Source organism: Streptomyces sp. WM6378, assembly GCF_001279695.1.
In the GTDB taxonomy this organism is placed as follows: domain Bacteria; phylum Actinomycetota; class Actinomycetes; order Streptomycetales; family Streptomycetaceae; genus Streptomyces.
On sequence record NZ_LGDD01000314.1, the window covers coordinates 1 to 21,040 of the forward strand.

20 protein-coding genes and 1 pseudogene are annotated in these 21,040 nt (G+C 72.2%); all 21 read right to left on the reverse strand.

Going from position 1 to position 21,040, the window contains the following annotated elements; all coding sequences use genetic code 11:
• Nucleotides 1-1,043 (reverse strand): annotated as a pseudogene (locus ADK54_RS31275) (LysM peptidoglycan-binding domain-containing protein); the annotation flags it as partial.
• Nucleotides 1,044-1,049: 6 nt separating this feature from the next.
• Nucleotides 1,050-1,496, reverse strand: coding sequence for a pilus assembly protein TadG-related protein (locus tag ADK54_RS31280; RefSeq protein WP_063802088.1), 447 nt, complete (start codon nucleotides 1,494-1,496; stop codon nucleotides 1,050-1,052).
• The gene (locus ADK54_RS31285; RefSeq protein WP_053729132.1) at nucleotides 1,493-1,945 is read right to left on the reverse strand and encodes a TadE/TadG family type IV pilus assembly protein; all 453 of its coding nucleotides are present in this window, start codon (nucleotides 1,943-1,945) and stop codon (nucleotides 1,493-1,495) included. Before ADK54_RS31285 ends, ADK54_RS31280 begins: the two co-directional genes overlap by 4 nt.
• Nucleotides 1,942-2,358 (reverse strand): TadE/TadG family type IV pilus assembly protein, encoded by a 417-nt coding sequence (locus ADK54_RS31290; protein WP_063802089.1) that lies wholly within the window; start codon nucleotides 2,356-2,358, stop codon nucleotides 1,942-1,944. Before ADK54_RS31290 ends, ADK54_RS31285 begins: the two co-directional genes overlap by 4 nt.
• Nucleotides 2,359-2,360: 2 nt before the next feature.
• The gene (locus tag ADK54_RS46375; protein ID WP_053729134.1) at nucleotides 2,361-2,564 is read right to left on the reverse strand and encodes a hypothetical protein; all 204 of its coding nucleotides are present in this window, start codon (nucleotides 2,562-2,564) and stop codon (nucleotides 2,361-2,363) included.
• 45 nt (nucleotides 2,565-2,609) lie between these two features.
• On the reverse strand, nucleotides 2,610-3,506 hold the full coding sequence (locus ADK54_RS31300) for a type II secretion system F family protein (protein ID WP_053729135.1): 897 nt from the start codon (nucleotides 3,504-3,506) through the stop codon (nucleotides 2,610-2,612).
• On the reverse strand, nucleotides 3,503-4,405 hold the full coding sequence (locus tag ADK54_RS31305) for a type II secretion system F family protein (protein WP_053729136.1): 903 nt from the start codon (nucleotides 4,403-4,405) through the stop codon (nucleotides 3,503-3,505). Before ADK54_RS31305 ends, ADK54_RS31300 begins: the two co-directional genes overlap by 4 nt.
• Nucleotides 4,402-6,000 (reverse strand): CpaF family protein, encoded by a 1,599-nt coding sequence (locus ADK54_RS31310; protein ID WP_107090664.1) that lies wholly within the window; start codon nucleotides 5,998-6,000, stop codon nucleotides 4,402-4,404. The genes ADK54_RS31305 and ADK54_RS31310 overlap by 4 nt, the downstream gene beginning before the upstream one ends.
• Nucleotides 5,993-6,889: a MinD/ParA family ATP-binding protein gene (locus tag ADK54_RS31315; RefSeq protein WP_053729138.1), complete on the reverse strand. Its 897-nt coding sequence runs from the start codon at nucleotides 6,887-6,889 to the stop codon at nucleotides 5,993-5,995. The genes ADK54_RS31310 and ADK54_RS31315 overlap by 8 nt, the downstream gene beginning before the upstream one ends.
• A 2-nt stretch (nucleotides 6,890-6,891) precedes the next feature.
• Complete coding sequence (locus ADK54_RS31320; RefSeq protein WP_053729139.1) at nucleotides 6,892-7,593, reverse strand: SAF domain-containing protein; 702 nt, start codon at nucleotides 7,591-7,593, stop codon at nucleotides 6,892-6,894.
• Between the two features lie 33 nt (nucleotides 7,594-7,626).
• Complete coding sequence (locus tag ADK54_RS31325; RefSeq protein WP_234392276.1) at nucleotides 7,627-8,523, reverse strand: ATP/GTP-binding protein; 897 nt, start codon at nucleotides 8,521-8,523, stop codon at nucleotides 7,627-7,629.
• On the reverse strand, nucleotides 8,478-9,095 hold the full coding sequence (locus ADK54_RS47825; RefSeq protein WP_234392277.1) for a hypothetical protein: 618 nt from the start codon (nucleotides 9,093-9,095) through the stop codon (nucleotides 8,478-8,480). Before ADK54_RS47825 ends, ADK54_RS31325 begins: the two co-directional genes overlap by 46 nt.
• Nucleotides 9,096-9,423: 328 nt before the next feature.
• Nucleotides 9,424-12,051: a hypothetical protein gene (locus tag ADK54_RS31335; protein ID WP_053729140.1), complete on the reverse strand. Its 2,628-nt coding sequence runs from the start codon at nucleotides 12,049-12,051 to the stop codon at nucleotides 9,424-9,426.
• Nucleotides 12,048-12,707 (reverse strand): hypothetical protein, encoded by a 660-nt coding sequence (locus ADK54_RS43990; protein WP_053729141.1) that lies wholly within the window; start codon nucleotides 12,705-12,707, stop codon nucleotides 12,048-12,050. Before ADK54_RS43990 ends, ADK54_RS31335 begins: the two co-directional genes overlap by 4 nt.
• The gene (locus ADK54_RS31345; protein WP_053729142.1) at nucleotides 12,704-13,816 is read right to left on the reverse strand and encodes an NlpC/P60 family protein; all 1,113 of its coding nucleotides are present in this window, start codon (nucleotides 13,814-13,816) and stop codon (nucleotides 12,704-12,706) included. The genes ADK54_RS43990 and ADK54_RS31345 overlap by 4 nt, the downstream gene beginning before the upstream one ends.
• On the reverse strand, nucleotides 13,813-16,089 hold the full coding sequence (locus tag ADK54_RS31350; protein ID WP_053729143.1) for a hypothetical protein: 2,277 nt from the start codon (nucleotides 16,087-16,089) through the stop codon (nucleotides 13,813-13,815). The genes ADK54_RS31345 and ADK54_RS31350 overlap by 4 nt, the downstream gene beginning before the upstream one ends.
• The gene (locus ADK54_RS31355; RefSeq protein WP_053729144.1) at nucleotides 16,086-16,274 is read right to left on the reverse strand and encodes a hypothetical protein; all 189 of its coding nucleotides are present in this window, start codon (nucleotides 16,272-16,274) and stop codon (nucleotides 16,086-16,088) included. The genes ADK54_RS31350 and ADK54_RS31355 overlap by 4 nt, the downstream gene beginning before the upstream one ends.
• Nucleotides 16,274-18,901: an ATP-binding protein gene (locus ADK54_RS31360; protein ID WP_053729145.1), complete on the reverse strand. Its 2,628-nt coding sequence runs from the start codon at nucleotides 18,899-18,901 to the stop codon at nucleotides 16,274-16,276. Before ADK54_RS31360 ends, ADK54_RS31355 begins: the two co-directional genes overlap by 1 nt.
• On the reverse strand, nucleotides 18,898-19,437 hold the full coding sequence (locus ADK54_RS31365) for a hypothetical protein (RefSeq protein ID WP_053729146.1): 540 nt from the start codon (nucleotides 19,435-19,437) through the stop codon (nucleotides 18,898-18,900). Before ADK54_RS31365 ends, ADK54_RS31360 begins: the two co-directional genes overlap by 4 nt.
• Entirely contained in the window at nucleotides 19,434-19,775 is a 342-nt protein-coding gene (locus ADK54_RS31370; RefSeq protein ID WP_053729147.1) for a hypothetical protein, read from the reverse strand. Before ADK54_RS31370 ends, ADK54_RS31365 begins: the two co-directional genes overlap by 4 nt.
• Nucleotides 19,772-20,833 (reverse strand): conjugal transfer protein, encoded by a 1,062-nt coding sequence (locus ADK54_RS31375; protein WP_053729148.1) that lies wholly within the window; start codon nucleotides 20,831-20,833, stop codon nucleotides 19,772-19,774. Before ADK54_RS31375 ends, ADK54_RS31370 begins: the two co-directional genes overlap by 4 nt.
• Nucleotides 20,834-21,040: the final 207 nt, after the last annotated feature.

Consider the following 21,040-nt stretch of genomic DNA (forward strand, 5'->3'; position numbering starts at 1 on the left):
GGCTTGGGTTGGTCGGTGCCGGAGGGCGGTGGGGCGGGGGCGGCGTGGGGCGGCAGGTCGAGTTTCTGCCCGGGGAAGATCAGGTCGGGGTCGTCGAAGGGGTGGCCGTTCGCCTGGGGTTCGCCCTTGTTCTGTTCGTAGATCTCGTGCCAGCGGTCGGCCGTGCCGAGCTCGTGCTGAGCGATCAGGGACAGCGAGTCGTCGGTCTTGACGGTGTACTCGCGGTCGGCCGGGGCGGGCGCCGCGGCGAGCTGGGTCTGGATGCCTTGGGGGTTACCGGCCGGCGGGGGGGTTGTTTTTCCGGGGGGGGTGGCTGCGGGGACGGCGGTGCCGTGCGGCAGGTAGACGGTGCTGTGGGCGGGCAGGTAGTCGCCGGTGGGCAGATGGGGATTCTCGTGCTGGAGCTGGGCGTAGGCAAGGCCGTTGCCGAGGTACTGCTCGGCCAGGTCGTACCAGCTGGACCCGTCCGCCCCGACATGTACCTCGGGCCGTTCTGCGGCCGTGCCGGTCGACGGCTTGGAGAGCGCGGGTACGGCAGCCCGGTCGGCTGCGGCACTCCGGTCCGCCGCGGGTGCGGTGCTGGGACCGGTGGCCGCGGTGGGGTGGCGGTCAAGGGTGTGCGGGGTGTGGGTGGCGGTCACGGCCACGGCGGGAGTGGCGGCGCTGGCGACGGCCGCGGGGGAGGCGAGCAGGATGCTGCCGAGCAGGAAGGCGGCCAGGCGCTGGCCGGTGGCCATGCCGGGCAGCCGGGGGATGGAGCGCCGGATCAGCACGGCGCCGGTCTCCAGCAGGACAGGGATGGTCAGCCACAGCCAGGCGACCCACGCGGCCAGCGTGATCGTCGGCAGCAGCAGGCTGCCGTCGTCCGGCCGTCCCAGCAGGCCGGTCGTCTCGTCCCAGGTGGGCAGATGGCCGGGGAGGTGGCCGACGGCCAGGAGCAGCAGGGGCACTCCGGCCACCAGGGCTGCCAGCGTCGCCAGGGCGAACAGGGCCCGCAGGATGGTGAGTGGCCAGGGGGCGCGGTGGGCGGGGGAGTGCGGCATGAGGGGTCAGCCTTTGGCTTGGTGGAGCAGGACGGCACCGCCGTGCCCGGTGACGGGCAGCCGGGTGTAGCCGAGCAACGACGCGAAGATCGGCTGGTAGGTGGTGTGGACGGTGACCTGGAGCTGCTGCCCGTCCGCGCTCACCGTGACATCGCCGTCCAGGTGCCGGCCCTCCAGGTAGGCGCGGGCGCCGGATTGGGCGGCTGCGGGGTCGACGACGAGGGCCTCGCCGGTGATGGCCTGGCCGGCATCGAGCTGCTGGGCGCCGGCCCGGGCGGCCTCCTGAGCGCGGTAGTCGGCGTCGCTGGTGGCGTTGAGCGCGGCGCCGAGGTCCACGACGAGCCCGACGACCAGGAAACCGATGAGGGCGACCCCCGCGTAGAACAGCTCCAGGCTGCCCCGGTCCGGGTGGTCCCGGCAGGCGGCCACCAGACGCTGCAGCCAGCGGGTCATGAGGCGCTCCGGGGGGCTCGGGCGCGCCACTGGTCAACGACGCTGGTCATCGTGCCGGTCAGGGTCTTGGCTCCGGGGATCCCCGGCAGAGCGAGATCGCTGAGAGGGGCGGTGCAGGTGACGGTGGCGGTCACGGTGGCGGCCTGCCCGACCGGCATGGCCAGTCCGCTGGTGTCCAGGACGACGGTCATCTGGGTGCAGTGCAGGCCGGAGTTGTCCAGCGCCTGCTGGGCAGCGGCGCGGGCCTGGGCGTCGGCGGTGGTGGGGTCGCGGGTCAGGGAGGCGGTCCGGGCCGCAGCCCGGGCGGCGGCGTCCGCGCCGCCCTGGGCCAGGGTGACCCGCCCGGCAGCGATGATCAGGGCGAGCAGGGCCAGCACGGCGGGGGCGGCGATCGCGGTGGTCAGCGCGGTACTGCCCCGGTCATCGCGCAGCAGACGGTGCAGGATCATGGGGTGAACTCCTCGCGGGGAGCCTGGACTCGGCTGGAGACGTGCAGGGTCCAGCCCGGCACCATGGTGATCACATCGCCGGTGACGAGCACGCTGACCTGTCCGCCCGCCGGGGCATCCACGCTCACCACGGGGTGGCTGAGCGAACCGCCCGCACGGGTCAGGAAGGCGTCGGCGGCGACCGGGCCGGATCCGGGGGCGGCGTCGTAGGCGCGCTCCGCGTCCACTCCGATCTGCGCGGCGTGCTGGGCGACTTGGCGGGCGTGGAAGTAGAACGCGCCCTGGATCAGGGCGAACAGCATCAGCAGCACCACGGGGAAGATCAGCGCCACATCGAGCGCCATCGCTCCCCGGTCCTGGCGCCACCGCTCGCCCAGGCGCCACCGTGGTTGCCTGCTCGTGGGTTCGGGCATCGTCAGAAGCCGAGGATGGTGGTGATCTTCTCCCCGATCTTGGTGTTGATGGCGACGAACACCAACCCGACCAGGGTGCCGCCGGCGGCGGTGATCAGCGCCCATTCGGTGGCGGAGCCTCGGTCGTCGCGCAGCCGGGCGCGGGCAGAGGCCCAGCGGTGGCGCAGCGCGGCTGCCAGCCGGGAACGGCGGGAAGACATCGTCATGATCGGTTCTCCTTAAGCAGGACAGGGACAGGGGGCAGGGGCGGGTCAGAACGTCATGATCCGCAGCAGTGGGGGGACGACCGAGAAGATGACCATGAGGAACACGATGGCCAGCGCGGGCACCGTCATCGCCTCGGTCTTCTCATTGGCCTCGGCCCGCCGGGCGGCCATCGTGGTGCGGCGGGTGACAGCCGACTGTGCCTCCAGCGTGGCGGTCACCGCGGCGTGTTCCTCACCGGCGAGGGCCATCGAGGCGGCCGGGCGGGACAGTTCGGGCACTGCGATGTCCTGGCCGAGCTGTTCCAGGGCGTCCCACAGGTTCACCCCGGACAGCCGGGCGTGCTCCAGGGTGTCGCGGATCCGGACCGCGGCCCGGCCGTCCGCACTGGTGGTCACCTGCATGAGCGCCTCGGAAGCACCGGCCGAGGCGCGCGCCAGGGCGACCCGCTCCAGCAGGCTGGCGGCGTAGAACTGGTACTCCTCGCGGGCCTGTCGGGCCTGGGTGCGCACGTCGTCGAAGCACTTGAACACGAACACCACGCCGCCGATCAGCGCGAACGCGACGGGCACGGCGAACGGCAGATGCAGCCCGCCGAGCGTGAGGAGCAGCAGCATCCACTGCGGCAGCAGCATCCCCAGCAGCCCGTACACGGCGCACCGGCCCAGCAGTGCGGCCGGCCGCATCTCCAGCAGACTCAGATCCTTGGCGGGCAGCCGGGCGGCGACCGTGCCGGTCTGGAGCAGCCGGGTGCCGACCTGCTCGGCCCACCGGGCCCGGGCGGATCCCGTGTCCGCCACGGCCTGTTGGGGCGGGGCGGGGTTGTGGGTGCGGGCCAGCAGTTTGGCCAGCGGCACCCGCCGCGGCAGCAGCGCGCGCACCGCGAGCGCGAGGCCGAGGGCGGTCAGCGCACCGGCGAGCATGCCGGGCAGCGACACGGTCATCGGGAAGTCTCCTCGCGCTGGGCGGCGGTCAGCAGCAGCCGGGGCTCCGGCCTGGGGCGGGCCATCCTGCGCAGCCACATGAGCGCCGCGATGAACGCAGCCGTCCAGGCGATCATGCCGAGCTGGCCGAGCGGTGTGCCGTACGGGGCGGTGTAGGCGGGGTTGGCGAGCAGCACCGCGACGACCAGCAGGGCGAACAGGGAGACCCGGCGGGCGGTGGAGCGGGCCTTGGCGCGTTCGGCGTCGATGTCGGTCAGGTCGGCGGCCTGGTGGGCGACCAGGGAGGCCTGGGAGGCAAGGATGTGCGAGAGCCGCGGGCCGTGGGTCTTGAGATGGTCGCAAAACAGCATGGCGACGTCGTCGCCGACGCGTTCGCCCATGTCGTCGGCGAACAGCCGGTAGGCCTCGGCGGGCTGGACGCCCGAGGCCAACCGGATCTGCAGCAGGCCGACTTCGCGGCGCAGCGCGGCCGGGACGGTGGTCAGGTCCTGGACGGCCTGGGACAGCGGCTTGCCGCCGCTGATCACGCTGGCCAGCTGCTGCAGCCACTCCGCGAGTGCTTCCAGGCGGGCGATCTGCACCCGGCCCGAGCCGCCCGGATGCAGGATGAACGGCAGCCCGGCCAGCGCTCCGGCCGCGAGCAGCCCGTGCACGGGCCAGCCGGTCCACGCCCACATCACCACGCCCAGCACCGCCGACGCGGCCAGCAGATAGCGGTAGTTGGCCTGCCACACCAAAGGCAGCTCCTCCAGCGCCCGCCGGGCGCGGCGGCGCAGCGCGCCGGGCTCGATGCGCCGGCGCGGCTGCCAGCCGCGCAGCACGGCGATGGCCCCGGCGATGCCGAGCGCGATCAGGACACCGGCGAGCATCCCCAGCAGCGAGAACGAGGACGACGTCATAGGGCGGTTCCGATCAGCTGAAGAGGCTGCCACTGGCCGTCGGGGTAGTCGTGCAGCCACTGGCGCTGGTATCCGGCCCGGATCAGCTTGGCCAGGCGCCGCTCGTCCATCGGGGTGCGGGTACGCACGGCCCGCACCTCCTCGTCGCGCGGTGCGAACAACTGCGCCAGGGCGACGCCCCCGCCTTCGGCCAGGCCCGCGGTCTCCCAGACGTGGGTGACGAAGCGGTGGTTGCGGCCGTAGTGCTGGGTGAGCGGGTCCACCAGGTAGGACTCGTCGATCCGGTCCACATACACGACCAGGTCGACGGCACCGGCAATCAGCCGGTACGCGGCCCGGTCGCTCATACCGCCCTCGACCAGCGGAATCATCAGGCTGTCGATGACCGCCTCGGGGTCCTTGGCGTGCAGGGTGCACATCGACCCGGCGCCGCCGCGCAGCATTGCCTGGAGCATGGCGATGGCCTCGTCGCCGCGGACCTCACCGACCAGGACCCGGTTGGCCTTGTAGCGCAGCGCGATCCGGACCAGCTCGGCCAGGGTGACCTGGCCGCTCAGCCGGCCCGCCGCGTCGATCTCGCCGTTGCCCTGCCGGGCCTCGAACGCCAGCACATGGGCCGGGGTCTCGTCGGTGTCCAGGAACAGCTCGCGGTCGCTCTCCAGCGTCGCGATCCGCTCATGCTGCGGGATCTCCCGGCCGAGCGCCCGCAGCATGGTCGTCTTCCCGGCCGCCATGTCCCCCGCGATGATCATCGAGAGGCCGGCCTTCACCGCCTTCGACAAGAACGCCGCGAGCGGCCAGTCCACAGTGCCCCACGCGATCAGGTCTTCCAGCGTGGACGACTTCAGCACGTGCCGCCGGATCGCGATGACATGCTCACTGGTGAGCAAGGTGGCCGCCACCCGGGAGTCATCGGGCAGCCGGAAATCGACGCTGCCCGTCGCATACGACAGCTGCCGCTCACCGTGCCCGGACTCCGCCGCCATCTGGTTGACCCACTCCACCGCCTGATCGCGGCTGGAGAACGGGGAGCGCAGCCGCTGCCGCGGCTGCCCGTAGTAGTCGACGTACATCCACGGCCCGTCGATCAGGACGTCCTCGACACCGGGCTGGTCCAGGACCTTTTGCAGCGCCCCGGCCAGGAACAGCAGATTGAAGATCTCGCTGCGGATCCGCTCCAAGTCCTCGGCGCCGAGCGGGACATGCTCCTTCGCCCATTCCGGGGCCCACGCCGCGACCCGCCGCAGGATGCGGGCCCGGGCCACTTCCTCCTGGTCCTGGAGCGAGAGCTCGTGGCCGGCCTGCCGCTGCTCCCGCTTCACCTGGCCGATGTCGTCGGCGACTTTCTGCCGCAGCCGGGTGATCTCCGTCCAGGGCACCGGCAGTATCCCCGGCAGTGCCGCCAGGGAGCCCAGGCCGGACGGCCCGGCCGCGGGCGCCGAGGCCCCGGGCCCGGTGGCCACCTGCAGGGCCAGGGCAGCAGGGGCAGCCGGTGCGGCGGTGTGCCCGTTCAGCAGGCCGCCCAGCCGGGTCTGCGCCCCGGTGCCGTTCACACCGCCCATGCCGTTCGTGCCGCTTCGGCCGGACTCAGCCATGCTGCCCCCCACGCTGGGCGAGCTGCTGCATCAACCGGGCCATCGCCGGCGTGGTGGCCTGGGCCTGCCTCATCTGCAGGTGCAGGCGCCGCTTGTTGGCGAACTCCCGCAACGGGCCCATCACATCGCGAGCGGCCCGCATCAGCGGCGAGCGTGCCAGCCCCCGCGGCGCGCCGCCGCCGCGCGACAGGTACGCGGCGGTCCTCTCGTCCCACGGCAGCTGCCCCAGGACCGGGAGCTCCAGTTCCCGGCCCACTTCCTGGGCCGGGTAGCCGTCCCGGCCGACCACCAGTGCCCCCAGCGCCCGCCCCCCGGTGCCGTGCGCGGCCAGCGCCGTCTGCAGCGCCTGCGCGACGGGAATGGCCAGGGACAGCGAGGCCTCTTCGGGCCGCACCACCAGCAGCACCAGATCCGCCGCGTACAGCACCGGGGCAGGGGTGAGGACGGGGTGGGGGCGGCCGCCCTCCATCACGAGGCGGCCGCCGTCGACCACGACGTCCCAGCCCAGTTGCTGGTCGGCCAGCTGCAGCACGGTGACCAGTCCGGGCCACGCGGCCGACAACGCGGCCGCATCCCGCGGATCGGTCAGCCCCGGCAGTGCGACCCGGGCGTCGGTGTCGTCCAGCGGCCACAGGTGATCGGAGACGGCCGGGGTGAACTGCCCGCTCTCCGTCGTCTCCCAGTGCGCCTGCGGCAATTTGTGCAGCCCGATGTGGCCGTCCAGCGGCCGCCCGTGACGCAGTACGTCGCTCAGCAGGCCGTGCCGCAGACTGCCGCCGGACATGTCGAGCTCGGCCAGCAGCACGTCACGCCGGCTGGCCAACGCCATCGCGGCCGCCGAGGTGGTCACCCCGCAGGACTTCGCGGACACCAGTGCGATCAACGCCATGGTCAGCTCCGGGGGTTACGGACCAGGGCGACCTGCTTGGCCGCCGCCTTGATCGCCAGCTCCGCGCCCTGGGCCGGGTCGACCGCCAGGTTCACGGTGTAGGCGCCGGAGGCATCCGGCTGGCCCACCGACACCACGGTCGCCGTGATCGACGCCGCCTCGCCGCCGCTGCCCGAACTGGATGCGCCCTTCGGCGGGTTCGGACTCTGCGCGCCGTCGGACGGCAGGATCACGGCCAGCACCTGGTCCCCGGCCACCAGCGCATCACGCGGAGCCTGGGACCGCTTCACCTCCACACCGACCAGCTGCTTGTCGTCGCCGAGCGACTTGCCCGCCGTCAGCTGCGCCAGTGTCAGCAGCCCGCCGCGGCGCAGGTCGGCCGTCGCCCGCCGCCCGACGACGGAAGACCGCTCGGAGGCACGCACCGGAGAGAGCCCCGGGTCCTCGGCAAACGAAGCCACCGTCAGATCGGCATCCGTCAGAGCGTGACCGGCCGGCACATCCCGCGCCACCGCCAGCACGTTCACCCGCTGGCCGGCCTGTGTGACGGTCACCGCGCCGATCAGCGCACCGACCAGCGCCACCAGCACGAACAGCACGAATGGTGACCATTTGCGGCCGCGTTTCTTCGTACCCGTGCTGATGGCGAGGTCAGGCTGGGGCACGACGCGGGGGGCCGGCACCGGCGGCGTGGTGGTGTCCATGCGAGGTCCAACTTCCTGGTCGGGCACGAGCGCTTACTGGTTGACGGCCTGGGATTCGACGATGGTGACCTGCACACTGGACTGCCGGGTCTGGGTGAACTGCCCGTTTTGGGCGCCGCCGCCGGTGACCTGCCAGGTGACGTTCCAGGTGGCGGTCGCAGTGACCGGGTAGGCGCCGCCGGGCAGCCGGGTGGAGGGCTGGGGGTAGACGTAGCCGCAGTCCGACGTCGCCAGCCCGTACTCCTTCTTGTAGGGCTTGCCGGGTCCGTTGCAGACCACGTGCTGCCCGTCGCCCATCGCCCAGTCGATTCGCGAGACTTGGGCCGCCGCGGTCACTGTCACGCCGCCCGCCGTCGCGGTCGCCGAGTTCGGCCCGTACGTCGTCGGTGACTGGTTCACCGCGAGCCACACCGGCATCCCGACCAGGCCCTTGCCGCCCGGCTTCGGATTGATGTTGATGTCCGGGCCGGTCAGTTTCATCCGGTCGACGGCCTGGCGGGCCAGGACTTCGGGGTCTACGGCCTGGGCTGCAGGAGCGTCGCCGGCCCAGATGACACCGGTGCGGCCGGTGTCGCACCAGATCCGGTAGACCGCGCCGTCACCCGGCTTGTGACCTTCCCAGCCGAGATTGTCGGCGGGGGGCTGAGGGTCCATCTTCTCTGTGCTGCACTTCGGGGCGTTGCTCGATTCCGTGGCCTCGGATCCGGTGGAGGTTTTCTGCGCTGTCTCGCCGCCCCCGCCCTGCCCAGGGGACTGGGCGCAGGCGGTGACATACAGCCGCATGCCCCCGCAGGTGCCGCCCACCACCGGGTCGTCATCTGCCTGTGCCACGGCCGGCAGCGCGGTCAGGGCAAGGCCAAGGGTGAGGACCAGGGGGAACGGCTTCAGCAGTGCTGGTCGCCGTGCGTCGTGACCTTCGTGATCAGCCACTGGTTCCCCCATTTTTCGGCCGACGCGGATGTCTGGTAGCGGGTGGGCTGGTTGGACGGGAAGGGAATGACCTGGCCGGTCTTGGCCTTGGTCTCCTTCCAGTTGGAGATGTCGAGGCAGTCCGTGATCGTGGCGTCGGGAGTCTTCTTCGACGCGTCGAGCGCAGTGACCTTGGAGTCGTGCGTGGGCTGTCCCTGGGCGACGGTCCCGGCTTTCTGCATGCGAGCCACGTCGATATCGATCTGCCCCAGGGCATCGAGGGTGGCGTACTTCTTCAACTCGGTGCCCTTGGTGTCGGCCTTGGCGTACGCCTTGACCTGCTCCGCCCAGAACCCGGTGTACGCAGCCAGTACGGCGTTCTTCTCAGCGCTCTGCGGATCGGCGCTCGGGGACGCCGCAGTCGGCGCGGCCGAACTCGCTGAAGAGGTAGTGGTCGGCTTTGCATCGGCGGTGCTGTCCTTGCTGCACGCAGACAGGGCCATCGATGCGCACAGCACGGCGGCCGCGGCAGTGGCGCGGACTGCGCGGCGGCTGAGGAACGTTCGATGAGTGGCTTGCGTCAGTGGTGCCATAACGCCTCCGCTGAGACTTTCGTGGGTCGTGGCTGCGGCCACCCTTGTGTGGTTCGGTCCGCTCCCACCGGCCGCTGATGACCGTGTGTTGCGGTGGATCTTCAGACAGCAACATGCCCGCGTCACGTTACGCAACTCACTGTGAAGATCCCACCCTGTTCCCGCAGTTGACTGTCGCAACGGAGGACGGATCGGGTCACAATTTCCCCGCAGGTCACGGGTCGACTGGGTGGGCGAGGCGCAGGCGATGTGCGGGCAGTCATCGGCAGCTCCGGAGGGTAACGAGAGTCGGTTACGGTGCGCACCGGTACGTCCTGGCATATGCCAGTTACTTGACGTCCGGGGTGGTGGGCCCCTCTTCGTCCTGGGGTGCCCGTGCATCGGGTTGACGCGACGGGGCGTTCGGGTCGAGGAACGCGGCGACCAGCCCGCTCTGGGCCGCTGCGGTGCGCAGGAGTTCGTGCACCGGCCGCGCGCCAAGATTGGCCAGAACGCGACGCTGTAGTTGGCCGACTTTGCGCGGCCGGGCCTTCGCCCCGAAGACCTCCTCCAGCTGCGGGCCGCGGATGAGGAGCGGACCGAGCCGGCGGCCGTCATGCACGACGCTGATGTAGTGCTGGAACCGGTCGAGTTGGGCGACCTCCGCCACGTCGACCCGGCCGTCCCACTCCTGCGCGATCACCGACACGGCAGCCGTGGACCCGGCCGTCGTGGACAGGATCGACGCGTTCTGCAGGAGAGAGTCGAGGGTGGACTTGCTCAGCCGCTGCGGCAGCTGCGCCAGCACGTGCATCCGGATGCCGAACTTGCGGAGCTCCTCACAGATGGACGCGAACACCGGGCCGCTGAGAGCGGCATCGGTGGAAATCTGCTCGTCCCCGAAGACGTGGCACTCCACCCGGTGACCGGGGGCGGTATCGCGGCGCGAGAGCCCGGCGCGGTAGAGGTCGTTGAACAACGTGGCCACCAGCAGCCGGCTGCTCGGCCCCGAAGTGGACAGCGACAGCCAGACGAGTTTCCCGCTGTCCATGGCATGGCGGACGTTGTAGCTGCTGGTGGGGCAGCCCAGGAACGCCCTAAACGCCGGGTTGTCCTTCAGCCGGTCCAGCGGGTTGGTGATCGGGTTCGCCGCGTCGTCCGGATACGTCGGGAACGTGGTGCGCCACCAGCGGGCCTCCTCCGCCGGCAGATGCTCCACCACCCTCCCCCGCCAGACCGGGTCGCCGAGCAGGTCGACGATCTGGAAGAGGGTGGCCTGGCGGTCGGGCAGCCCGGCGGCGACCGCCTTCTCGTTCACCGTGAGCAGGGCCCCGACGGACTTCGTGAACAGCGTCATCGCCCGGGGATGGGACTGATCGCTCCAGCCGAGCACCGCAGTGAAGGTGTCGACAACCGATTGCGCGACCTTGGCCGGACTCTGCCCGTGCTCGAGGCCGAGAGTGTTCCAGGTGCCCAGGTGGGCCTGGTCGTTGTCGGTGACGCGGTCGGACACATCGATGTGCCACAGCCGCTCCATGATCTCGGGGTGGGCGAGGTAGGGCGCGGTGTCGGCGAAGGTGTCGCCGTGCGGGTCGATGTAGAGACTGCCCTCGCCCGCGTGCGCGAGGGCAACGAACTGAACCAGGGCCTGGGTTGTCTTGCCGTAGTCGCTCTTGCCGATACGCAGCGAGAACCGGGTGTCGGACAGGCGGGACGCGACCAGGCGCTCGACGCCGTCGGGGCCGGTGTGCCAGCCCAGGGGCAGCAGCCCCTTGGCCCCCGGGGTGTAGACGGGCAGATCGGAGGCGAGCAGGGGCAGGGTGCAGTGCACGGTGGGCGGCTTGAGCAGACCCGCGATCTCCTCGGCGTGCACCCACGAGGAAGGACCCGTGAGATGGCCGCTCGTGAAGCGCCGGTCGAACGAGCGCCGGTAGAGGCGGTGATCGGACCGGATGCGCAGCGGGCCGACGCTCACTCCGCGCGGGCGCAGCCGGCTGGTGGTGGAGAACACGTCCAGCGCGGCAGAGATGTGGGCGACGCGGGCCTCGGCCCGGCCTTCCTCGTCGGAGGAACAGCGCACCAGGATCTGCACCCGGAGCAGGCCGGTGGAGTCCTGGAGTTTGCCGAGGGCCTTGGCGCGGTCCACCGGGCGCGGCCGGGCGGGCACCACCATCCGGCGGGGTGCCCTGCCTTCGTCCCCGCCGACCAGGTCCGACAGGTAAGCCCGCAGCGAGTCCTCCGCATCCAGCGCGGCGCTGTGGGCGGCCCGGGATTCCCGCCGGGCATTGCTGTGCGCCTTCGCGCGTGCTTCGCCCAGGACCTGCCACTGCTTGAGGCGGAGCCGCCAGGAAGGCACCGACTGCAGGTCGAGGTGGATCTCGGCGAGGTCGCCGAGATCTGCCCGCAAGGTCGCCAGCGCGTCGACCAGGGGCTGCAAAGGGTCCGGCTCAAGCGGTACTTCGCGCAGGCGAGCCGCCGGCGGGCCGGCCAGGAGGAACTCCGCGCGCACGGTGTGGTCGCGGTGCTTGTCCCGGCGCCGCTGGGCCTTGGAGACGGTCACCTTCTTGTACGGCGTTGCGGTCAGGAGCTGCGCGGCGGCCCCCGAGCCCTCCACATAGAAGTCGAGGGGGCTGGTGCCATCGGCCCGCAGGATGATCCGGACCGTCTTGGCCCACCCGGGCACCCACCACGGGCCGCTCCGGGCCGCGCGGGCCAGCAGCGCCGCCTGGCGCCAGATCTGCTCGGCATCCGGGTCGAACCGGGCCTGGGCTCGGTATTGGTAGCGGACCCGGTCAGTGGCGAAGGATTCCGCGATGCGCCGCCGTACGCGGGCGGCCACCGGATAGCCGACGGTGAACGCGGCCACGAGCAGCACCAGATGATGCTCCACCCACCCGAGGGTGGTGCGCACGGCGCGTACGAGAGCGACGGCGGTGGCCCACAGCGTGGGAATCAGCTCGGCGGCGTAGGGGGTCAACGGACAGGCTCCCAGGGTGTGGTGGCGGTCGATGCGGAGGCGGGGGAGGGGCGCAGCACGATCTCGGCAAGACGGCCCCCGGCCGCCTCGCCGGACGGATTCGTGCCGGCCCACACCAGGCGGACCTGCACCCGCCCGCCCGCGCTCTTGCGGGCGAAGCCGGCCTGGATACGGACGCCGGTGTACGGGCTGTGGGGCGGGGCGGGGTCGGTGAAGTAGCCGGGCCACTGGCTGCGGCCTTGACCGGTCGTCTCGGCCCGCCAGATGCGGCCCGCCAGATCCACCAACTCCCGCTCCAGTCCGGGCGGGAGGTCGGCGGGCTGGGAGGTGTCCAGGAGCTGCTGAATGGCGGCGTCCCCGCCCGGGCTGTCCCCGGCGACCGGCACCGGAGGCTTGACGGGATGCGCCGGCCCGGGGCGGACCGATCCTGACCCCGAAGCCGGCGCCGTGTCCGCCGGCGCGACGAGCGGCGGCCGGCTGGCGGGCGGGGCAGCGCGCGCAGGAGCCACCGGAGCCGAAACGGCTTGCCGGAGCGGGGCGGTGGGGCGGTGCGCCGGTGACGGATGGGTGAGCAGCCACAGGCCGCCGCCGGCCAGGATGACGGAGCACGCCCACAGCGCGGGGGACACCAGACGGGGGGAGAAGCCGAAGGTCATAGCAGGCGGGCCCCTCCGGCAAATCCTGACAGCCACACCTGCTCGGAGCGCACCACCGTGCCCGGACGGGCGGCGTTCACCATCTGTCCGCCCCCCATATAGATCCCGACATGGTGGATGGTGGCGTCGCTGGCCGGGTTGTAGGCGAAGAACACCAAGTCGCCTGGCTGCAGGGCCTCGACACCGGCACTGGCGGGGATCCGGCGGCCGACCGCGGCCTGCGCCGAGGCGGTGCGCGGCAGGCTGACGCCGACCTGGGCGAACGCGTAGGTGGTCAGGCCCGAGCAGTCGAAGCCCGTGATGCCGGCTCCCGACGAACCGCCCGGCGAGCAGCAGACGCCGCGGGTCGGGCCGCTCGCATCCCCGCCTCCCCACGAATAGGGGACGCCGCTCTTCTGGAGTGCGGCGTCGAGCACGGTACGAGCCCCGCCGTGGACCGAACCGCCCACCGTGATCCGGCCGGTGCCGAGCTGGGCGTAGCGGTCGACCCAGGACAGGACCTCGTCCACGTAGGCCTGGGAGTGGTTGTACTGATAGACCGCGCTGCGCAGTTGGTTGCGGTCGGCGAGGTTGCGGCCGTCGCCGCACAGGTAGACGGCCGCGCCCAGCGCCGCGTCGTCGGCGTTGTGCGGGTCGCGCCTTCCGTCGCCGTTGCCGTCGCGGCCGCTGGTCTGCCAGGTCGAGGGCAGGAACTGGAACGGCCCGACCGCCCGGTCGTACGACGCGTCGCCGTCGAACTGCCCGTGGTCGGAGTCCGGCACGGCGGTGGTGTTCCCACCGGCTCCGGAGCCGTTGAGGACCGGGCCCAGGATCCGGGGGGTGATGTCGCCGTTGGCGGCGACGGTGTGGCCGGCCGCGTGATCGGATTCGATTTTCGCGATACCGGCCAGGACGGCCCAGGTCATCCCCGTACACCGGGGGACCTCACGGCCGATGCTCACCGCTGCCGCTTGATAGGCGGCCAGCATCCGGGCCGGGATCCCGGCCACCGCGGCGACCTGGCCGGGGGCCGGGGCCTTCGACGAACTGCGGGCGGCGAACAGCACCATCACCGCCAGCGCACACGCCACCAGAGCCGCCAGGGCGGCAAGACATCCCAGCTTCCTCATGGGCGCGGCCCCGGGGAGCGGCGGGCGGTGTCGCGCAGCGGCCGCGTGACCGCCTGGGCGGCCCGGCGCACCGGGGTGGACAGGTCGCGGGCTCCGGCGCGGGACTCCCGCAGCCACTGGGCCGCGACGTGGTCGTAGTGGGTGAGCTGGCGTCCCATCGACTGGGTCAGACGCGTCGACTTGTGCCGGGCCCGGGTCCACGTGGCGGGTGCGCCGATGGTGGAGTTGAACGCGAGCTTGCCGGTGGTGGCCAGGACCCGGCCGCCGCGGGTACGGCGCAGCCGCTCCTCCAGACGGGCCCCGATGGGTGTCACACCCTGTGTCGGGTCGGACAGGATCAGTCCGGTGCGGGAATCGACGACCATCGGAGCCTGCCGCTGAGGCCCGGCCGCCGGGCTGCTTCCGCCGCCGCTGCCCGGGCCGGATCCTCTGCCGCCCCCCGAGGGTGACGGGCCGTCGTCGCGGGGCGGGCCGACCCAGGCGGCGTGCGCCATCCGTGCGGTGACCGCGAGCGGGGCCAGCGCGCGGCGGCCTTCCGCCCGGGCATCGGCCAGCAGGCCGGCCGGATGGCCGGGCATGCCCTCCCGGTCGCCCAGCGCACTCACCGCCGCGGCGAGGTGGGCGTGGCGGCCCAGCAGCGATGCCCGGGCCGGTGAGAGCCCCAGAGCCAGCCCCCCGCCGCCGTGGCTGCCGACACCGAGGGAGGCCAGCGCCATGCCGGTGGAGGCGGCGCTCTCGTTCAGGAGGTTTCCGCCGATCCGCGCGAACTTCATCCGCGCCGCGAACCGCTGCCCGATACTCCCGGCGTTACGCAGCATCCTGCGGTGCAGAGCGAGCAGGGTCACCGCCAGACCGTCCAGCAGGAACAGCCGTTCCATCAGCGGACTCCGGCTGTCGGCGAGCAGGACATCGGCGGCGATCCCGAACGCCGGGATGCACACCGAGATCGCGAACAGCACCACCGAGGCGGCGGCGAAGGTGCCGAGCCATTTCCACAGTGCGGACCGGTTCGGCCCGGGCAGCAGGGCCCAGGCGAACACGACACAGCCGATCGCGGCGGCCGCCACACATCCGAACTGGGCGGCCAGCGAGGCCATCACCATGGCCAGGACCACCAGAAAGATGACGACCACGGCGAGCAGCACCAGCAGCGCACCCAGGACGCGCTCCCAGCTCTCCTGGCTCATGTACGCGATGGCGGCCTTGCCGCCATCGCCTGCCTTGGCGAACGGCTGGGTCCGCGCCTGCATCTTGCTGTCGGCGCTGTCCTTGTCACCGTCCCACCCGGCGTCCGGGTTCTCGCAGTACCCCTTCGCCGGTCCCTTCAGCAGACTGCACGCCTTCTTGCGCTTGGCGGTCTCCGGGTCCGCCTGCGGGTCGAGGCTGTGCAAGTGCGCCTGGTACAGCGGGTCGCCGGGGCTGACGATCTGTCCGTACGAGAGCAGCATGTAGGGCTGGACGACGAGGGTGTTGGTGAGTGTCCGGGTGATCGGCGCCGAGACGTCGGCGGCCGCGAGGGCCGGGCCGGACTGGCAGCGGTCGCGGGCCGGGCCCGCCACCGCGTCGCAGGGCCGGCTGCCGGCCGGGGGCTTGTCGGCAGCCGGTGGCGGGGTGTTGAGGCAGGTGTCCCGGGCGGGGCCGGTGATCAGGCCGCACGGGTCGTTGGGGCCGGTGGGGGTGGTCTTGCCCTGCTGGGAGGTCAGCGAGGCGGCTTCCAGAGCGGCGCGCTGGGTCTGCTGCAGCGGCCCGTCGTGACCCAGGATCACGTCAGGGCGCACCAGGCTGGTCGCCGCGAGTGCGGAGATCAGCAGGGTGAGGGCGATCTCGCCGAAGCCGCGGGCCAGCCGGCCCCGCATCACCAGAATCAGACCGAAGACAAAGGCCCAGCCCAAAAAGAGCGGAGCGATCCCGAGCGGGGTGACGACGCGGGCCTGATAGGCGTCGGAGAGATGCTGCGCCGGCCCGGTGAGCTTATTGATGATCGGGAACCGGTAGGCCCAGTCGACCAGCCAGCACGCCAGGCCCACCAACGTGCGCGCGCACGCGAACAGGCCGGACATGAGGAACTGCTGGATCGTGTCGATGACCCCGTCGCCGCCGCCGATCAACTCGTAGTGGTCCAGGGGGATGTTCTCGGGGGTCTTCACGTTCAAGGGGCCCAACAGCCCGCCGCCGGCCGGAGCGCCGTCCGCCGCGTATGCCCCGCCGGTCCCGGCCAGCCACACCAGGGCGGCGAGCGCCGCCACCGTCAGCCACCGCCTGCGGGCGCTCACCGGGTCCCCTCTCCCTGGCTGGAGCGGCTGTTGTCGCACCAGGCGCGGGCGGGGCCGGCGATCAGCTGGCACGGGTTGTCGGCGGCCGGGGACGGTGGGTCCGGCGGAACAGGACGGACGGCAGCCACCACCAGGGCGAGGCCCGCGATGATCACGGCGGCGAACAGGACGGTACGGGTGCGCATCAGCGGCCTCCGGTGCTGCGGACCAGACCTGCGGCCCGATCCATGGGCGCGGCCCGTCCGGGGCGCTCGCCGGCGGTCGGGGAGCTGGGACTGGTGAAGATGGCGTCGAGCAGGCGGGCGAGTTCGGGGACCAGGACCTGGAAGCGGCTGATCCGCATCCGCGGGTCCCTGCCGAGCAGTTCACCGGCCCGGTCCTTGGCCCCGACCGGGGACAGCTCGGTGGTGACGATCCGCAGCAGGTCCTCATCCCCGGCCGGCAGTCCGAGGAAGGCCAGGGCGCGGGCGGCGAGCACCGGGTCGGCGGTGCGGGCCACGAAGCGGTAGGCGAGCAGACCGCGGGTCTCCTCGTCGCCGAGATCGTCGCGGTCGTGCCCCACCAGACCGATCCCGGCAGCGTGCTTGCGGCCGTCGTGGACGATCTCGTGGACCAGCGCCATCCCCTCGGCCGAGCCCGTCAGCCAGTAGCACTCATCGACATGGATCAGGCAGAACCGGTCGCGGTCGGTGAAGGCGACCTGCCGGGCCAGGGCCGCAATCAGGTAGAGGACCGCACGCCCGATCAGGCTCTCCAGGGGCTGGGTGCGCAGCAGTTCGGCGCTGCGCACCGCCGCCGCGGGCGGCAGTGTGAGTCCGGCCGTGGTGATGACCACGAAGTCGGATCCGGCGCCGTCCAGCTGGGCGGGCGGCAGTTCCGGATCGAACACGGCGGCGCCCAGCGGGTTGTCCGCGACGACCTGCAGGAGGTCGCACAGCGTGGTGGCGCCCTGGCTGCGGGAACCGCCGCCGTCCATCGCCATCTCCTCCAGCGCGCTGATCACGGCGGCCATGCACGGGAAGGAGGACGCGGCAGCCACGTCCACGGCCCGCTTCAGGACGGCACCGTGCGCGGTCATCGGCCCGATGCCCAGCTGCAGCGTCAGATACGACAACGCGTAGTGCGCGCCGACACCGCGCGGGAAGATCCTCAGCGGGTCGATGGACAACTGGGCCTTTGCGGCGTCGATGACCTGGCAGCGGCCCGGCGCCGCCGAGTGGGCAAAGGCGGCCCATTCACGCATCGGGGTGCGGTCGATCGCGATGACCCGGCCGCCCCGGTCCACGATCCCGCTGGCGATCTCCTTGGAGAACACCGACTTGCCGCCACCGAGGTCCCCGACGACGCCGAAGGAGGCACTGGCGTCCTGGACCGGAGCGTCGGCGAAGTCCAGCAGGACGGGCTGGACGGTGCCCGACTCCAGACTGACACCGATCATCTGGCCCCGTTCATCGCCGAACTCGCAGCCCGTGAACGCACCGTTCATCGCCCAGCCCTCGCTGAACTGATGCTGGGTGAACTCCGCGGTCCGTGGCGGCGTGGAGCTCGCCGGAACCGTGAGCGCGAACAGGTCCTCCTGCAGGCCGACCGGGCGGGCCAGACGGCGGCTGGTGGCACGCAGCGCAGCTGTCACGGCCCGGGCGCGCCGGTCACACTCCTCCGAGGTCGGCGCCCACACTGTGATCACGGTGACCGACTGGACTTCCACCTCGACGCCCTGGCCGCGCGAGGCCCGGGCATCCATGTCCCCCAGATCATCGGCGTGATCATGCATGTGCTCAGGCACGCCGGTGGCCTGCTGTGCGCTGTACTGTTCCGCCTGGTCGACCAGGTTCCGCTTCGCCTTCGTGATCTGGGCCAGCACCGTCTCGGTCGGCAGGATCTTCAGGTCACAGGTGAAGTCGACCGGGAACGGCAGGCGTTCCAGCTGTGCCAGGAAGTCGGCGTCTTGGGCCAACACCGCGCGCGGCAGCTGTGCTACCGCCAGTTGAGCCTGATAGCCGAGCCCGAACTCGCTGCTCACCTGCAGCCACCGGCGCCCCACCGGCACGCCCGCCTTACGCCGGGCACGGTTCGCGGGCGGCTTCACCGCGCCGTCTTCGCGGCCGCCCTCCAGCAGGACGGCCTGGACCAGATCCGCATAGCTGGGGCTGCGCACCACGCCGTCACGTACCTGCCCGCCGTACAGGCCCTGCGCCCGCGCCTCGCTCAGCAGCGGCTCCTCCGCCCCGCGGGCGATCGCGTGCTGGAACATCCACGCGATCTCCGCCGGGCGCGCGGGATGCAGGCCGAGCGAGCCGCCCAGATCGGCGGCCAGCTGGTCCGCCGCCTGGCGGGCCTGCTCCACCTCGCCGGCCGAGACCGGCGCCTGCCGCAGTCCGAGCACACCGGCGACTTCGGACCAGGCCGTGCCCAGGGCCGCCGAGGCCTTCGCCCAGGCCCCGGCCGTGGACACCGGCACCGCCAGCCACCAGGTCCGGCGGTGCATCTCCAGCGGCGTCACCAACTCCGGTCCGGCCAGCAGCCTCAGACGCGCATCAGCGACCTCGGCCCAGTACGGATGGCGCGCGGTGTCGACGCCGTCCAGCGTGCGGGCGACGACCTCTCCTGGATCGAGCTGCGCGCACAGCGAGTACACCCGCGCCGCGTGCGGCAGCGAACGGGCCAGCGTCGTGACCCGGTCGATCAGGTCGTTGCGCTGCCGGGCTCCCATGTAGCGCGAGCCCTCCGGCGCAACCCGGAAGACCGCCCACGCTGTTCCGTCCGCCGACCACACCAGGTGATCGATGATGTGCCGGATCCCGATCCTCATGCCCCCACCCCCTGGCGGGCGTTGAGGAGCTGCTGGAGCGCGGTCGGCGCCGGGCGCGCCATGGCGGGCCGCGGGGCCGGCCGTAGCGCCGCTGCCGTCACCAGAGACGGGACCGGCTCGGGGCCGGGAGCGGACGGCACGGTCTCCTGGATGAGGCAGCCGACGCCGACCACATGGGGGCGGGCCGCCTTGGCGGCACGTCCGGCCAGCCGCCCGGTGGCGGGCTGCACGGCGAACATCAGCCAGCCCAGCACCGCATACAGCGGCTGGCGCCCGGCGATCGTCGAGCCGCGCAGCACCCAGATAGCTGCCACCCAGCCGATGACCGGCAGCGGCCCCAGGAACGACCACCAGCTGAACGTCTTGATCAGCACGAAGGCGCCGACGGCCGCCACGATCAACTGGGCCGCGTTGTAGGGGCCCAGCCACAAGGTGACATCGCCGATCTTGCCGAGCACCCAGGGCATGCGGCGGGCCCGGGTGTACGAGCGGGCGACCCGGTCCTGCGCCGCTGCGGGAGCGGTCGCGGCCGTCATGCCTGCCCTGCCCGAGGAGCGTCGTGCGCTGCGTCCGGTCGCAGGGCGATGCCGGCCGGATGCCGGCCGCCGACAAAGCCCGCGCCCTGGCTTGTCGAAGTGAACTCGCTCTTGACGGCGTCGGCCAGCTGCGTGCGGCCGTTGTAGATGCCCAGACAGAGCACCAGGCACAACAGGCTCCCGATACCGGCCTTGAGGGAGAACTTCCGGATGATGGTCACCACGACGACCACCACGAGGGACACCTTCAGGGCCTGGTCCCCCCAGCTCGATCCCATGGACAGCAGGTGGTTGCCGGTGTCCTGGAGCTGTCCCGCCAGCACCGCCGACGACGTCATCGCTGCCCCCCGCCGACCGCCCGGGAGCCCGCGGGCTCAAGGCCCGACTGCAGGGCCGCCACTTCCCACCGCCCCTGGCGGGCCGACAACTCCAGCGCATAGGTCAGCGGCCACTGCCCTCCGGCTGCGTCCCGAGCCGACACCTGGACCCGCAGACGCACCCGGCTCCCGTCCGCGGCGACCGCCCCGTCCCCGTGGCCGTCCGCACTGATCCGCTCCACCGACACCCCCGCATAGGGAGCCGGAACCAGCGCAGGCAGCGTGACGCCCGGCGCGAGATACCGCTCAGCGCCCGATGCCCCGCTGGCGTACGCGGCCAGGAACTCACCCGCCGCCACCGCCAACGGCGAGCCGGCAGACACCTCCGCCCCGTACAGCGAGTCCAGCGAGGGACCATCCTTGGCCGCGGCCGGGGCGGCGACCTCGGCGGGCGCCGCCGTCACCGTGACCCCCGGGACGACCCCCGTCTTCGGCTTCCCCTGGGAGACAACCAGCGGGACCGCGAAGTACCGCACCGCGGACGCCACACCGCCGGGCGACGGTTGTGCACTCGCGCGGAACTCGGCAGCGACCGTCACCGACCAGGCCGCCCCCGACACCTGCACCGCCCGGACCGCGACGACCCGCTCCACAGCCGGGGCATGCTCACCCCACACCGGCACCGCCACGGACGGCGCCATCGACCGCAACGCCGCGACAGCCGCCGCGTCCCCGGACGATCCGGCCCGCAGCCACAGCGCGAGGAACACCTGCGCACTGCCCGACGGATCAACCACCGACTGCGCAGCCCTGTCCCCGGCGCCGGAAGCGGCGGGCGCCGGGCGGGTGCGCACCACGCCATGAGGCACGGCGCACGACACAGCCAGAGCGAGCGGTCCGGCCGCCAGCGCCGCCCACACCGCCGTGCGCACCAGGACGGCCCGGCGGCGTCCCGACACCCGCATGCGCAGCGCGGGGCTCTCTTCGGCAGGGGGTCCGGCATCGGGGTCACGCCGCTTGGGCGAAGAGAAGAAGGCACGCATGTCGAGCTCCTGGAGCAAGCGGAAGGGCGAAGGCATCTGCCCTCACCCTTCGCCCCACCGCTTACCGCCCCGCTTGCCACCTGGCCCGCAATCCGTCACGGGCCCATAACTCCTCTCGTGGTAAGCGGCGCTGACCTCGTGGTAAGCGCCGTGGTAAGCGCGTCGACCAGCGTGGTAAGTCCGCCTGAGAGGCACTTACCACCGCAGCTCACCGCCCCCGCAGCCACCTCCACAGCACCCTGA